Genomic DNA, 13587 nt, shown 5'->3' with positions numbered 1-13587 from the left:
TTAGCTTGAAAATAACTTAACTTTCCGATTGCGGCGCTTCCAGAACGCTGACATCAATTAAAGGTGTGACGTTAAACCCTTTGCCAAGTAATTGCCTTTGAATTGCGCGAGTCATGCGAGAGCGAATCTCTTCGGAAGACTCAGTAACACCCGCCTGACGCTGAACATAAATGGTACCCAACAACGTATTCTGACCTTTGATATTCGAGGGGGTGAACCGAACATTGGCTTCCACCAGTTTCGCCAAACCGCTATCATTCACCACCTTCTGGATTTGGGCAACGGCACGCTGTTCGCGGCTGCCGCGCTGAAGCTCCGGAGAGCTGGAAAACTGCCAAGTCAGCAAGCCAAAAAGCGCTACAGCAGTCGCTGTAAAGGCAGACGGAAATATCCAGCGCTTGCCACGGTTATAGCGGGCACCTTGAGCAGACAGACCATAGGCGCGGAACATCAGGGAGGCGGATAGATTAATCCCAACCAGTTGTAGCAACAGCACAAAGACGCCGTTTACAGCCATATCCCAGCGACCCATTGCGCTTGCCATCCCCACCATTCCGGCAGGCGGTGCCAGCGAAGCCGCAACCAGCATTCCGACCGCCGCCCCAGAGACGAGGCTACTTCTTTCCGATTGGACAAGATTCAGAGCGCCTGCCGCACCTGCGACCAGTGGCAGCAGCACGGCTACTGCCGAAACCGTACTGGTTGTGTTCATGGAGGATGTCACCACTTCCTGTCGCAGAATCAAGGTGAGTGCCCCAGTGACTAGGATTGTTACCGCCAGGGCTGAAAAGTATCGTAAAATGCTCCGTCCGAGAAGTTCTCCATCGCCGCGTGCCGTAGCGATCGCTGTATTCATCGCTGGCCCCGCAAACGGTGCAATCAGCATGGCAGCAACGAGAAGATAGCTAGTATTCGTGAACAAGCCGATCCAGACCACCACACCCGCCGCCGCTGCATAGCCCAGAAACCCTTTCCACGAGCCAACGCTTTGCAGCCCTGAGAGGAAAATTTCGATGGGACTGCGTGCCTGCACATCTGTCACCTGCTGCGCTGCTTTAAAAGGCGGTGGCTGCAAGGCGATGACTCCACGCGGAAGCAGCGTGATATGCAATTTTGGTACCGCTTGCAACTTTTCGAGTAGTTCCTCAACCTTCCCATTCGAGACGTGAACGATGACCACGTCTAACGATTCATCAGCTCCAGTCGCTTCAAACAGGGAAAGATTTGCTCCATCACAAGCTTGGGCAATATCCAGAACTGTTTTCCCACACCCACGGGGAACCTGTACAAGTAGTTGGCGCATTGCGGCTAGCTATATAAGTCTGCGTGCCTCGTAACCATCTCGCACAGTATGGAAGTTCGCTCTCTAGCTAGAGGAATATTTCACTACTTTTCTACTAATCTCTGCTGGGGTTTTCTATGCACCTGGATATTTGCCCACAGTCTGACCGCTGTACCCTTGGCTCAGCTTTACGGCAAGCGCTTTCAAAACCGCTGTGGGAGTCATTAAAAATCTTATGAGCAATCTGAGTCCATCTGAAAAACGGGAACTCAAAAAAGAACAAGGTGAGGTTCTGCAACAGTTGGAAGACTGGCTAGAAACACCCATGCTATTGCTCGGCTTTGGGTGGCTGGCGTTGTTGGTCGTCGAACTGATCTGGGGCTTAAATCCCCTGCTGGAAATCATCAGCAACGTCATCTGGATCGTTTTTATCCTAGACTTCGCCTTACGATTGGTTCTGGCTCCTTACAAATTTATCTATTTCAAGCAAAACTGGCTTACAGCCCTCTCCTTGCTGTTGCCAGCGTTGCGCGTCTTCCGAATTACCCGCGTGTTTCGCTTACTGAGAGCCAGCCGGGGGCTGCGACTGGTCCGTGTCATCAGTTCTCTGAATCGCGGTATGCGATCGCTCCGAGCCAGCATGAGTCGTCGTGGTTTTGGCTACGTCATCGCGCTGACGCTGGTGGTAACGCTGGTGGGAGCCGCAGGGATGTATGCTTTTGAAAGCAATACCCCTGATGGGCGCGGACTGAATGACTACGGTGCTGCACTGTGGTGGACAGCAATGATTATGACAACGATGGGATCGGAATACTGGCCTCAGACTCCAGAAGGTCGGGTACTCTGCTTGATCCTATCGTTATATGCTTTTGCAGTGTTTGGCTATGTAACGGCAACCCTCGCCACCTTCTTTGTCGGACGCGATGCGGAAGACGAACAAGCAGAAGTAGCAGGTGCTAAATCTATCGCCGCGTTGCATGAAGAAATCGTTGCATTGCGGGCTGAGATTCAGGCGCTTTCCCGTCAGAAACCAGAAGCATGATATGAAATTGAATTAATTGCTTCGTTTATAGTTTGTTAGTAATGACTAATTGGGGAAAAGTTTTAAGTCTTGAATTAAAAAACTTTCTTCTAACTCAAAACTCAATACTGCAAACTCTCTTTACCCATGACCCATTTATGAGGAAAAAGCAATGCTGAGTAGCAATTGGCGAGGGTATAGAATCGCCGCTTGGGTTGGACAGTTTTTACTCGCGATCGCGATCGCCGTTGAATTGTATCACCGGAACTGGGTGGGTTCATTTACACTCGCCTGCTTCCTGGCTGCTTCGTTTCTGTTTGTGACCCTCGAAAATCAACTGCCAACGTTGTTTGATTTTCTGTTTGTTATCGCAGCCTTGATCAATGCGGGTGGCTGGGTTTGGGGTTTATTTTACCCACCGGGACCCTACGATGAAATTGCTCATGCCTTTACAACCTTTTCCGTAACGCTGGCGCTGAGTTTTCTCGTGTATGAGTCAATGCTGACTCCGTTCCGCTACCACCGACTGCTGTATATCTTAACGATCTCTAGCTTCGGAATCGCCATCGGCGCTCTTTGGGAGATATTTGAATGGGTGGTGCAAGTGATCAATGACCTTGATGACACCATCGTGGATCTGATTATGGACACCATTGGAGCTTTAACCGCAGCACTGGTAAGCGTGTGGGGACTACAAGAGCGAGTCCATCCAAAATCAACTGTTGAAGATCAATCAGTATCGCCAAAGCGCCGCCGTTAAAAATTTTTAATGAGTTGTAAGCCATGAGTCATTAGTCATCAGCAATAAACCAAAGACCCAGAGGTGGGGGAAATTCTTACTGATTATGCACCCACTTGAGCAGCCCTAGAGCAGTGACAACATTTACAAAGTGACCGGCAATCCCATTAAAATTCGCTAACACCACAAAAACATCAAGCGCTCGAATGATTTTGTAGGGGTCGGTGATTGCCACACCTGGAGGTTGGGATACAGATTTTGCTAGTAACACTCCCATACTCGCTCCACCACCCAACAGACATAACAAAATCCCCACCAAACCTGTAATTAAAGCCAGTCGCAGGACTTGAACGGTATCGGCTTTGGAGGGATGCACAGCCGAATTAGGATTTGCTAAACCTTTAGCGATGCGAGTGTAGCGGAAAGCTAAAAAGACACCGAATAACAGTGCGAAAAGTCCACAAATTGCCCAAAATATACCGACTCCCAGGGCAGGATTTGCTTCATTGGCAAAGTTACGGCCAGAGATAGCAAATAATAAAGCGATGCCAGAAGCAACTGCCAATCCTAATTCGACCCAGAAGGCAATCCAGCCTACGAGACGAAAAATATTGGAGATTTTTTGTTTAGTTGGGGAAGGTGAGTGGGTGTCTGAGTGAGTTTGCATATCTGTCTCATGTTGCAAAAAGGAGCTGATACCCCACACCAGAACACTACCTCTACTGGCTCTGGTTATACGCCCACCTAGAGAGAGAACCGATCCCTTGCCTAAAGATGAAAATTTATCAGTCAATCAACCTGTTTAAAACTTGAAGAATCAGAAAAATCGGCTAAGCGGAGGACGCCTTAGTGCCCAAATCCTATCAAGCTAAAGAGCAAGGGCGCTGATTTCAGAGCCGCTATTGACGAGTGGCGTGTCTTTTTAGTCAAGATATTCATTCTAAAAAATATTCCCTCTTCTCAACTAAGATGCTGTTGGCAGTTGCAGAGTCTTCGGTATTCAATCCTGATGTACGCTTGCTGTCTGCAATCCTTGCAGTCGCGTTGGCTCTGGTGCATCTCTACTCCGGTAAACTGCGCTTTCTTGATGCCACCCCTCGCAGTATCTGGCTTTCTATCGGGAGTGGCGTATCTGTCGCCTACATTTTCGTCCATATCCTCCCGGAACTGAGTCAAGCACAGGAGACGGTTAAGGAGACGTTGGACGGGGGGTTTGCCTTTCTGGAACACCACGTTTACCTGGTGGCACTCATAGGCGTCAGCGTGTTTTATGGACTGGAGCGAGCTGCTACACTGTCGCGCCAGCGCAACCAAAAGGCGGGAAATGGAGATGTTACAGAAGCTGGGGTCTTCTGGCCGCACATCGCTTCATTCGCCGTTTACAATGCTTTGATCGGCTACCTGTTAATCCACCCGGAGGAACCGGGTTTTCAAAGTCTTTTTCTGTTTTTCTTCGCGATGGCTTTGCATTTCGTGGTCAACGACAACGGCTTGCGCGAACACCATAAGGATGCCTATCACGAGAAGGGGCGCTGGATACTGGCGGCGGCGATTATCGTGGGATGGGTCATTGGGAGCGGAACCGAAATTCACGAGGCAGCGATCGCTGTCTTGTTTGCCTTCCTCGCCGGAGGAGTCGTCCTGAACGTGCTGAAGGAAGAACTCCCGGAAGATCGCGATAGCCGCTTTTGGGCTTTCGCTCTGGGTGCAGGTATCTATGCTGCGCTGCTGCTGGAACTGTGAAGCGGTGCCGATCTTTGTTTGCAACCAAAGCGTCTTTGCAAACAAAAAAATCGGGGCAGTTCTAGAAAATATCCTAGAACTGCCCCAATTTTTTGACGCTCAATGAGCAATTAGCGAATTATGCGATCGCTGCCATCTTTACGTCGTTATTCGCCAGAACCTCTTGCAGTTCCTCAGCGTCTACCGTTTCCTTTTCAATGAGCATTTGAGCCAATTGATCCAGGATGTGGCGGTTATTCACCAACACTGCTTTGGCACGATGGTAAGCTTGATCCACCAAATTGTGGACTTCATCATCAATCGTCGCCGCAGTTGCTTCCGAGAAATCCCGCTCGGCGGCAATGTCGCGTCCCAAGAACATATTGCCTTGCTGACGACCTAAAGCAACTTGTCCCAAGCGATCGCTCATGCCAAATCGCATCACCATTTGACGCGCCACACGAGCCACCTGCTGCAAGTCATTCGAGGCACCCGTTGTCACTTCTTCTTCACCGAAGATGATTTCTTCAGCAAGCCGACCGCCCAAGGCGACTGCCATCTGATTTTGCAGATAAGAGCGGCTGTACAGACCAGAATCCATCCGGTCTTCACTCGGTGTAAACCAAGTCAAACCACCCGCACGACCGCGAGGGATGATGCTGATCTTTTGCACCGGGTCATAATCTGGCATCAAGGCACCGACGAGAGCGTGACCCGCTTCGTGATAAGCCACCAAGGTTTTGCGCTTCTCGCTCATCACCCGGTCTTTCTTCTCTGGGCCAGCTAGCACCCGGTCGATGGCATCATTGATTTCATCCATCGAGATTTCGGTCAGGTTGCGACGAGCCGCCAGAATCGCTGCTTCGTTCAGCAAGTTGGAGAGGTCAGCACCCGTGAAACCAGGGGTACGACGAGCGATCTTCTCCAGATCCACATCCTTCGCCAGCGTTTTGCCACGGGCGTGAACGTTGAGAATCTCCAAGCGACCGGCATAATCGGGACGATCCACGACCACCTGACGGTCAAAGCGACCCGGACGCAGCAGTGCTGCATCAAGTACATCTGGGCGGTTCGTAGCAGCGATGATAATAATTCCCGTGTTGCCCTCGAAACCGTCCATCTCGGTCAGCAACTGGTTGAGGGTTTGCTCCCGCTCATCGTTACCGCCGCCTAAACCTGCACCCCGCTGACGCCCCACGGCATCAATTTCATCGATAAATACGATACAGGGAGCATTTGCCTTGGCTTGTTCAAACAGGTCGCGCACGCGAGATGCACCGACACCGACGAACATTTCTACAAACTCAGAACCAGAGATAGAGAAGAAAGGCACACCTGCTTCCCCAGCAACTGCACGAGCGAGCAGCGTTTTACCCGTTCCCGGAGGTCCAACTAGCAGCACGCCTTTGGGAATTTTTGCTCCAATGGCGGTGAAGCGGTCGGCGTTCTTGAGGAAGTCAACGACTTCATTCAGCTCTAGCTTGGCTTGGTCAATGCCAGCGACATCCCCAAAAGTTACTTGGGTTTGTGGCTCCATTTGGACTCTGGCTTTGGATTTGCCAAAGTTCATCGCTTGAGAGCCTGGGCCACTCTGAGCGCGGCGTAGCAAAAAGAATAATCCAACCAGAAGCAGAACGGGGAAGAAGAGACTGCTCAAGGCGCGGAACCAGAAGCTGTCATCGCTCTGGGGCAAAACTGAAATGTCTACACCCTTGGTGGACAGAATGCTAATCAGGTCTGGGTCATTAGGCAGGTTAACGACGATCTTGCTGCCGTCTTGTGCTGTAACAAGCGCCTTAGTGCGGTCGGCACTAAGACCAACTCTTTCAATCCGACCGTCTTGAACTTCCTGAATCAGCTTGCTGTATTTCCAGGTTTCCCGACTTTGGGGTTGTTTGTCTAAAAATGCTGTTCCTAAGGCGATTACAACTATTGCTAGCAGCGCATACAGCCCTGCATTTCTCCACCGTTTGTTCACCGAGTTTCCTCCTAAGCTCTAGGATATGGGGACGCTTTGAATTTTTATTTGTATTAACTTATGTTAACCCGTCTCAGAATTCCTTGACACGGTTGGTTCATAGAAACCTTCAACAACGTCATCTATCTTCATCGTAACCGTCGCCACAAAAACAACCATCCTAGCCGGAACAATCTACTCCCACACCCTAGAAATGGGGCTACACAACATAGTCCCCCACCCTAGAAGGGTGGGACTACACAGACAAAGCCTGCCTACGCGGGCTTTGTCTCCTAGCCTGTAAAGACAGGGTTCGTTTGTGGAGTCGCGACTTCAGTCGTCGAGCTTTTTACACTCAGGGGGAAGCTTGATGGGTGTGGTAGCGCTGAAATAAGCTCTGCAATTGCTCTAGGCTGCTGTGTAACGGGTCAAAAGTCAAAGTACCTTCTTGGCAAAGAACGGTATGAATCGGAACGACTTGCACCACGCAATTACTATAAGCAAGAACTGACAATCCTTTCACAAAGTCAGCATCCCAAGGCACTTGCCCAGGGGTTAGATTCTGACTTGCCAGCCAGTTGATCAGTTGCGATCGCGCTATTCCCGGCAAAATTCCAGCATCTAGAGGTGGCGTCCACCACTTACCATCCCGCCATCCCCAAAGATTGCCCGTACTGGTTTCTAACCAATTTCCCTTATCATCGACCAAAATTGCTTCTGTCGCTCCCATCTGCTGAGCTTTTCCCAATGCCAGCCAAGCAGGCAGGTAGTTCCCCGTTTTATGTTCGGGAATTGAGCGGCAAAATAACGGCTCTGCCGCTAACCAACTTTTAACACCATATTTTTGTCTTTCTGTCAAATCATCGGGAAAAAACCGCCCGCTAATCCACTCTCGCCCATCGGGAAATAGAGTAATTCTGAGAACGGGGAAGTGTGGGATTAACGCTTCTGCTTGTTGCCGTAATTGTTCCCAGTCTGGCTGCTGCCAGTCAAACGTTTGCAAGCTGCAACAGAGGCGATCGCAATGTCCCTTCCAGTTAGTCAGCGGACTCTCCAACGACTGCTCATAAACCCGCAGCGTTGTAAACACCTTCGCTCCATAAAGCAACCCCGGATCGTCAATCGCTAACTCCAGGGTTCCCGACTCAATCAGGTTGCCGTTATACCAGTACATCTCATCACCTTTGGGTGAATACAATATACTTCAAAATACTACAAAAAGGCGACAAACGCTACACAAACGTCCTTTTGTACGTGCAACGCGAGACTTTTGAAACCCGCTTCGGTCGGGTTTAGTCTGTATAGATGCGAATTCTCTTCGCCCTTTTTACAGGCTGTATAGTGACTTTTTATTGGATGTGGAGACAGATCGGATTAGTGTCGTTAAAGAGGCAAAGCTAAACCTGACTTGCTTTTTCCGCTCAATCTAAATTGGCAATGCTGATGGTCAAATGCTAGATCGTTGAGTAATCTTTCTCTGTAATCCTGCAATCGGGAAAGTTTTGCTCAGTGACACGAAATTGTCTCGACGCAATTTAATTTTGCACTGTACATCAACGTTGAAGAGGTGATTGATGAGCAAAGATTTTCTGAGTTTCCAGAATGGTTTCAACTCAGGTGGGAAGGAGCTATTCAACCGAAATTTATTAATAATTGACGTGATTAGGTGGATTCCATCTTCATGACGATGAACCTTGTGTCAAAAAAAGCTAATAATACAAATTACTTATTGTTATGACTTTTAATAACTCTACCAGGACTGACAAAAGAAATTCCTTGGTTGGATGCAGCACTAATCATAACGGCTTCAACGACAGGCTCAGAAACTTTCTTTTTAGCTATCCACTCAACAATAAAGTTAGCTCCTAACCCCCCAGTGGTGTCACTTCTCGCTACAACAAAATCTGTAGAAGCTAGAGAACCAAGTTCCACAGGGCGATCTAAATAGTGCTTGATTAATTTTCCCTCTGTATCATAGTAGCGCACTGAAGTGACAATGATGGGATTGCTCAAATCCGTATTGCGAATACTAAGAGTGGCTGATAAATATAAAACTTCCTTCTGGTTTTCGTAATAAATATGAGAATAGATAGGGACATAGATAGTTTGCCCCATCGCTATCTTACTATTGTCATCCAACGTTACCACCCTGAGTTGGGGTTGAGTCACCTGACCCATATTAGATTGTGGCTTCTGTGGAATCCCCGGTAAACTGCAAGAGGCAAGGACAATGAGTGCTAGGGTCGAAGAAAAATACAAATAAAGCTTCATTAGAGGTAATTGTTAGATTATTAGAGGTAATTGTTTGATTTTACTAACTGTGATTAATTTTCGATGCTACCCGGTAGCCTGGCTTTTAAAGTCAGGGTATTTTTTATGTTTTGGTTCCAATTGGGGCTAAAAAATTTTGCCTTACAAACGACTGTTTGTGTACACTGCCAAATTAAATGATGTCGAGACAATTTCGGGTCACTGAGCAAAACTTTCCCGATTGCAGGATTACACAGAAAAATTACTCAATGAGCTAGCATTTGACTATCAGCGTTGCCAATTTAGATTGAGCCGAAAAAGCAAGTCAGGCTAAGCTTTGACTCTTTAACGACACTAATATGTCTCCACGTCAAATAAAAAGTCGCTGTACAACTACTGGCGATAGCTATACTTCAAAATGCTACAAAAAGGCGACAAACGCTACACAAACGTCCTTTGGTACGAGCAACGCGAAACTTTTGAAACCCGCTTCGGTCGGGTTTAGTCTGTATAAATGCGAATTCTTTTCGCCCTTTTTACAAGCATTGGGATGCTCCCGATCAAAACGACCATTCATGGTTTGGATCGTTTAGTGCTGCTTTGACAGAAGCTAAGTTGGCAATATCTTTAAAAGGGCTTGACTTTGCTATTTCCGTAATTGAGTTCAAGGCTAGAGCTAATTGCTCGTTATTGCCTGTTGTAATTGCTAGATCGACGACACCGAACAAAGCGCGAAAGTTTTCTGCACGTTCATCAAACGAACGGTCAAGGTATGCCATTAGCAAGTCTCGCTGGGCATTAATCTTGGCTATTATTTCTTTTTCCCAAGCGTCAATATCGCGTCGCTTAGTGCGTTCCTCCTCAGCCACCTTCTTGTATTCCGTGTAAGCTGAGACAATATCACGTAGACATTCAGCGGGCCTAGTGAATTCACCAATGCTTTGTGCAAGCACTTCTACAGAAACTCTTTTAGCCGACACGGCTAATTACCTCACAGCTTACAATATTTTGCTTTGATAGTGGCAGAAGAAGGATTTAGGTTGCCTTTAGTATCTAAAACTGGGGTTTTCATGATTTCTACAAGTGCCTTCACTAAAAGTCCTACCTGTTGAAACTTGCTAGCATCCCGGTTTGTTTCAAAGGATTGGGATTCAAGTTCATTAAGACCTATAACAGCACGATTATTCAAGTCTTCCACTAAGTTGCTTAACTCAGCGATCCGCCGTTTCACTTGTTGCAGAAACTCTTTGGCAGCATCAATCTTAGCAATCTCAGTGCTAACATTGGCTTCGTATTTTCGTGCTTTTGTTAAAGCTTTCTCACCTTGACCAGCAAGCACGAAGCCACCAATCATCAAGGCTGGACCAACCGTAATACCTCCCAGGACAAGCGTGCCAAGTGCCATGCCACCGCCACCAGCAGCCAGTGAACCACCGCCCAGCCATGCTAGGGTGGCATTCCAAGCAGCAGCACCACTAAGTCCTGCAATAGCCGTTCCGGTACTTGCTGTCCCAAAAAGTCCTACAAGCCCTACTGCGCCTTGACCAGCCGCCGCTGCTGCCCCAAGAGCTGTAATACCACCTTGGGCAAACTTTTCAGCTTCCAAAGCAGCAGCTTCATATTCTTTGAGCTGCTGAACAGAAACGCCTTCTAGCCCAGCTAAAAACTCCATCTCGCTTTCAGAAGCCTGCCGACCAATCCGCTTGATGAAATTAACAAATCGCCCAACTGTACGCACCTTAATATCAATCTGGAGTTGACCATAAGCTTCTGCAAGTTCTTGGGTGGCTTCCCAGTCAGTTTGCAACTTCTTGACAGCACGCTCGTGTCTTTTTTGAGCGCTCTTGCCAATTTTCTCAGCATCCTTCATGTCAGAAACACCTTCAATACCTTTGACCGCGCCATAAGCGGCAGTAGCCAAGGCAGCAGCACCCAGGATAATTGGTATCACAAATATCATTAAATACTCCTGAAAGTTAGTTAGTTCGATGCTGGATATTTCATAAAAATTACCGTTGCCAATACAACCAACTTGAATCCAGCAATATCAAAAACATAAAGGTAAAGAAAAGAATAAGCCATCCGAATAAACACGGGCATTTCTTACAGAGAATTATGTTGATAAAATGAAGATGTAAGTAATTCTCATCAAGGCAGCATAAACACAAGGATTACCTGCCTGGGCAGGTAATCTCGTAATGCGATCGCCCTTGACCTCAGTTACAACGCGATCGCCCTTGACCTCAGTTACAACGCGATCGCCCTTGACCTCAGTTACAACGCGATCGCATCCCCAACTAGGAGACTATATTGAAAGAATTTCTAGCCAAGCTAGCGATTGTCGCAGCGAATGCCGCGGCCTCGACAGGCTTCGTGACGTGCTGCTGGAAGCCTGCCAAAATCGCACGCTCGCAATCCTCGCTTCTGGCATAGGCCGTCAGTGCTACCGCTGAAATCTGTCCTCCTTGCTCTGGCGTCATTGCTCTAATTTTGCCGATCAACGTGTAGCCATCCTCATCGGGCATCCCAATATCGCTCACTAAGACATCTGGTTTTACCTGTTGCAGCGCTAAGAGTGCCTCCTGTACCGATGCTACTGCTGTTACCCTCGCCCCATACTGTTCAAGCGCGATCGCGAGAAAATCTCGGCTATCAGCCTCGTCATCTACAACCAACACCTGTAACCCTTCCAGTACAGTGCTGAAGCTTGATGAAGGCTGTGTACTAAGTGGGGCTTCTAGCTCAGGCTTGAGTCCTTTCAACTCAGTCTTCATCATCAGCGGCAGTTTCACCGTAAAGATTGCCCCTTGCCCCTCCCCAGGGCTGTCAACACAGACAGTTCCGCCGTGTAGTTCGGTGAGGTGACGAACAATTGCCAAACCCAAACCAAGCCCTGTTTGCGATCGCGTGCTGGTACTATCAGCTTGACGGAAGCGCTCGAAGACATAGGGCAGAAAGTCAGCCTCGATTCCTTTGCCTGTATCGCTCACCTCAATCTGGGCATAAGAATCAGTGCAATCGAGCTTGATTTCCACTCGTCCCCCGGAGGGTGTGAACTTGATCCCATTCGAGAGCAAGTTCCAGATAATCTGCTGCAAGCGGTTTGGATCGCCGACAATCAAACCAACGGCGGGATCGAGTACCGATTCCAGTCGAATGCTTTTAGCTGCTGCGGCTAGATGCACCGTCTCCATCGCCGCTTGAACAATTGAGATCAGATTAACCGGGCACACATTCAAGGAAAGTTTGCCTCGAATCATCCGCGACACATCCAGAAGATCCTCAATCAACTCTGCCTGTAACTTAGCGTTGCGCTCAATGGTTTCCAGGGCGCGAGCAGTCGTTGCTGCATTCAACTTCTGAGTGCGAAGCATCCCCGACCATCCGATAATTGGGTTGAGGGGCGATCGCAATTCGTGAGAAAGTACCGCCAAAAACTCGTCTTTCATACGGTTCGCCGCCTCTGCCTCGGCGCGTGCCGCTTGTTCGCTAGCCAACAGTCGGGCACGTTCTTCCTCCGCTCGCTTGCGCTCCAGTTCTGCCGTCGCACGGGTGGCAAAGATTGTCAGCAGCGATTCTGCCAGATGGAGATTCTCCAACGGTTTTCGAGCCATCACCCCCACTAATCCCAACACTCTTCCTGTGGAGCCTAAAAGCGGAGTTGCGATATAGCTGTCAACGTCCATCTCGGCAAGCAAAAAATTACCAGGAAATTGCGCTTGGAGATTGCGGGGATAGCAGCATAGCTTTCCTTGCTGAATCACCTGTTTGCAAGGTGTATTCAGCAGTGAATACTCAATATTGTCTGCAATTTCATGCTGGGCATAGAGAGCAATCGTGCTGACTTTATCTTCGTCTTTCCCCGCCAGTTCCCCAATAAAAGCGAAATCAACATCCAATGCCTTGGTGAGGTGTTGCGCCAGGGAGTAGAAAAACGCCTCCCCTGTCGCTGCCGAAACTCCCTTCGTCACCTCAATGAGGGCAGCATCCATCTGGGCAATTTTGTGTGCAGCCAGCCGCAACTCTAGCTCATCAACCACCATCGCCGCTAGGTCGGCAAGGGTTGCTCGCTGTTCTTCACTTAATTCATGGCGCGGCTTGCTATCTACAAGACAAAGGGTGCCAAGATTAAAGCCATCCTTCGCAATTAGGGGGGCACCTGCATAGAAGCGAATCCCCGGTTCGCTAATTGCATAGGGCTTACAAGCGAAGCGGGGGTCATTTCTGGTATCTGCAACCACGAAAACATCCTTAGACAAAATCGCGAAGCTACACATTGTTGCTTCACGATTAATTTCGCGGGTATCAAAGCCGTAGCAGGATTTAAACCAGGCTCGAAATTGGTCAACTAAAGAAACTAGGGCAATGGGTACGTCAAAAAGCCGAGCCGCCAGAGCCGTAATGCGGTCGAAGCTTTCTTCGGGAGGTGTATCGAGAATGTTGTAGCGACGCAGTGCCGCTAGGCGTTCTATTTCGTTAGGCGGCAGGGGAACAGTGGTCAAAGTACCTCCAGAAGACACTTCTTAAATATGGCTTGGGGCAGCTAAGATAGCTTTGCGTGCCTGTCAAAGAGCGCTATATTTTATAATTATTTAAATTTTAGGGCAATCTCAAGC

At 48.6% G+C, this 13587-nt stretch carries 11 protein-coding genes; 3 read left to right on the top strand and 8 right to left on the bottom strand.

Features of this window, described 5'->3' with window-relative positions; translation table 11 throughout:
- Positions 1–16: 16 nt before the first annotated feature.
- Positions 17–1303, bottom strand: coding sequence for a DUF389 domain-containing protein (locus NDI44_RS18240; protein ID WP_190412029.1), 1287 nt, complete (start codon positions 1301–1303; stop codon positions 17–19).
- 214 nt (positions 1304–1517) lie between these two features.
- Between NDI44_RS18240 and NDI44_RS18235 the strand changes: the two genes are divergently transcribed.
- Together NDI44_RS18235 and NDI44_RS18230 are read left to right on the top strand one after the other, a co-directional pair.
- Positions 1518–2324 carry an ion transporter gene (locus tag NDI44_RS18235; RefSeq protein ID WP_190412028.1) on the top strand — a complete coding sequence of 269 codons (807 nt, stop codon included), beginning with the start codon at positions 1518–1520 and terminating at the stop codon, positions 2322–2324.
- A 151-nt stretch (positions 2325–2475) separates the two neighbouring features.
- Positions 2476–3063, top strand: coding sequence for a hypothetical protein (locus tag NDI44_RS18230; RefSeq protein ID WP_190412027.1), 588 nt, complete (start codon positions 2476–2478; stop codon positions 3061–3063).
- A 76-nt stretch (positions 3064–3139) separates the two neighbouring features.
- Here NDI44_RS18230 and NDI44_RS18225 read toward each other — a convergent pair whose 3' ends face one another.
- The gene (locus NDI44_RS18225) at positions 3140–3709 is read right to left on the bottom strand and encodes a DUF3611 family protein (RefSeq protein WP_190412026.1); all 570 of its coding nucleotides are present in this window, start codon (positions 3707–3709) and stop codon (positions 3140–3142) included.
- Between the two features lie 302 nt (positions 3710–4011).
- Between NDI44_RS18225 and NDI44_RS18220 the strand changes: the two genes are divergently transcribed.
- Positions 4012–4785: a hypothetical protein gene (locus tag NDI44_RS18220; RefSeq protein ID WP_190412025.1), complete on the top strand. Its 774-nt coding sequence runs from the start codon at positions 4012–4014 to the stop codon at positions 4783–4785.
- Between the two features lie 118 nt (positions 4786–4903).
- On the opposite strand, the gene ftsH3 is transcribed toward NDI44_RS18220, so the two are convergent.
- From ftsH3 to NDI44_RS18190, 6 genes are all read right to left on the bottom strand, one after another.
- Complete coding sequence (gene ftsH3 / locus NDI44_RS18215) at positions 4904–6742, bottom strand: ATP-dependent zinc metalloprotease FtsH3 (RefSeq protein WP_190412024.1); 1839 nt, start codon at positions 6740–6742, stop codon at positions 4904–4906.
- A 334-nt stretch (positions 6743–7076) separates the two neighbouring features.
- The gene (locus tag NDI44_RS18210) at positions 7077–7895 is read right to left on the bottom strand and encodes an aminotransferase class IV (RefSeq protein WP_190412023.1); all 819 of its coding nucleotides are present in this window, start codon (positions 7893–7895) and stop codon (positions 7077–7079) included.
- Between the two features lie 548 nt (positions 7896–8443).
- A complete protein-coding gene (locus tag NDI44_RS18205; protein WP_190412022.1) occupies positions 8444–8992 on the bottom strand; it encodes a DUF3124 domain-containing protein in 549 nt (182 codons plus the stop codon).
- 539 nt (positions 8993–9531) lie between these two features.
- Positions 9532–9951 carry a hypothetical protein gene (locus NDI44_RS18200; RefSeq protein WP_242037031.1) on the bottom strand — a complete coding sequence of 140 codons (420 nt, stop codon included), beginning with the start codon at positions 9949–9951 and terminating at the stop codon, positions 9532–9534.
- Positions 9952–9962: 11 nt separating this feature from the next.
- The gene (locus NDI44_RS18195) at positions 9963–10931 is read right to left on the bottom strand and encodes a hypothetical protein (protein ID WP_190412021.1); all 969 of its coding nucleotides are present in this window, start codon (positions 10929–10931) and stop codon (positions 9963–9965) included.
- 337 nt (positions 10932–11268) lie between these two features.
- A complete protein-coding gene (locus NDI44_RS18190; protein ID WP_199304801.1) occupies positions 11269–13473 on the bottom strand; it encodes an ATP-binding protein in 2205 nt (734 codons plus the stop codon).
- Positions 13474–13587 lie beyond the last annotated feature (114 nt).

The sequence above is a fragment of the Trichocoleus sp. DQ-A3 genome, assembly GCF_039961975.1.
GTDB lineage: Bacteria > Cyanobacteriota > Cyanobacteriia > Cyanobacteriales > FACHB-T130 > FACHB-T130.
The sequence above is the reverse complement of the archived record's forward strand: the minus strand, read 5'-3'. Positions and strand labels throughout refer to the sequence as shown.

Coding starts and splice junctions, on each gene's coding strand:
- NDI44_RS18240 (WP_190412029.1), bottom strand. CDS start 1,303: ATGCGCCAACTACTTGTACAGGTTCCCCGTGGGTGTGGGAAAACAGTT.
- NDI44_RS18235 (WP_190412028.1), top strand. CDS start 1,518: ATGAGCAATCTGAGTCCATCTGAAAAACGGGAACTCAAAAAAGAACAA.
- NDI44_RS18230 (WP_190412027.1), top strand. CDS start 2,476: ATGCTGAGTAGCAATTGGCGAGGGTATAGAATCGCCGCTTGGGTTGGA.
- NDI44_RS18225 (WP_190412026.1), bottom strand. CDS start 3,709: ATGCAAACTCACTCAGACACCCACTCACCTTCCCCAACTAAACAAAAA.
- NDI44_RS18220 (WP_190412025.1), top strand. CDS start 4,012: ATGCTGTTGGCAGTTGCAGAGTCTTCGGTATTCAATCCTGATGTACGC.
- NDI44_RS18210 (WP_190412023.1), bottom strand. CDS start 7,895: ATGTACTGGTATAACGGCAACCTGATTGAGTCGGGAACCCTGGAGTTA.
- NDI44_RS18205 (WP_190412022.1), bottom strand. CDS start 8,992: ATGAAGCTTTATTTGTATTTTTCTTCGACCCTAGCACTCATTGTCCTT.
- NDI44_RS18195 (WP_190412021.1), bottom strand. CDS start 10,931: ATGATATTTGTGATACCAATTATCCTGGGTGCTGCTGCCTTGGCTACT.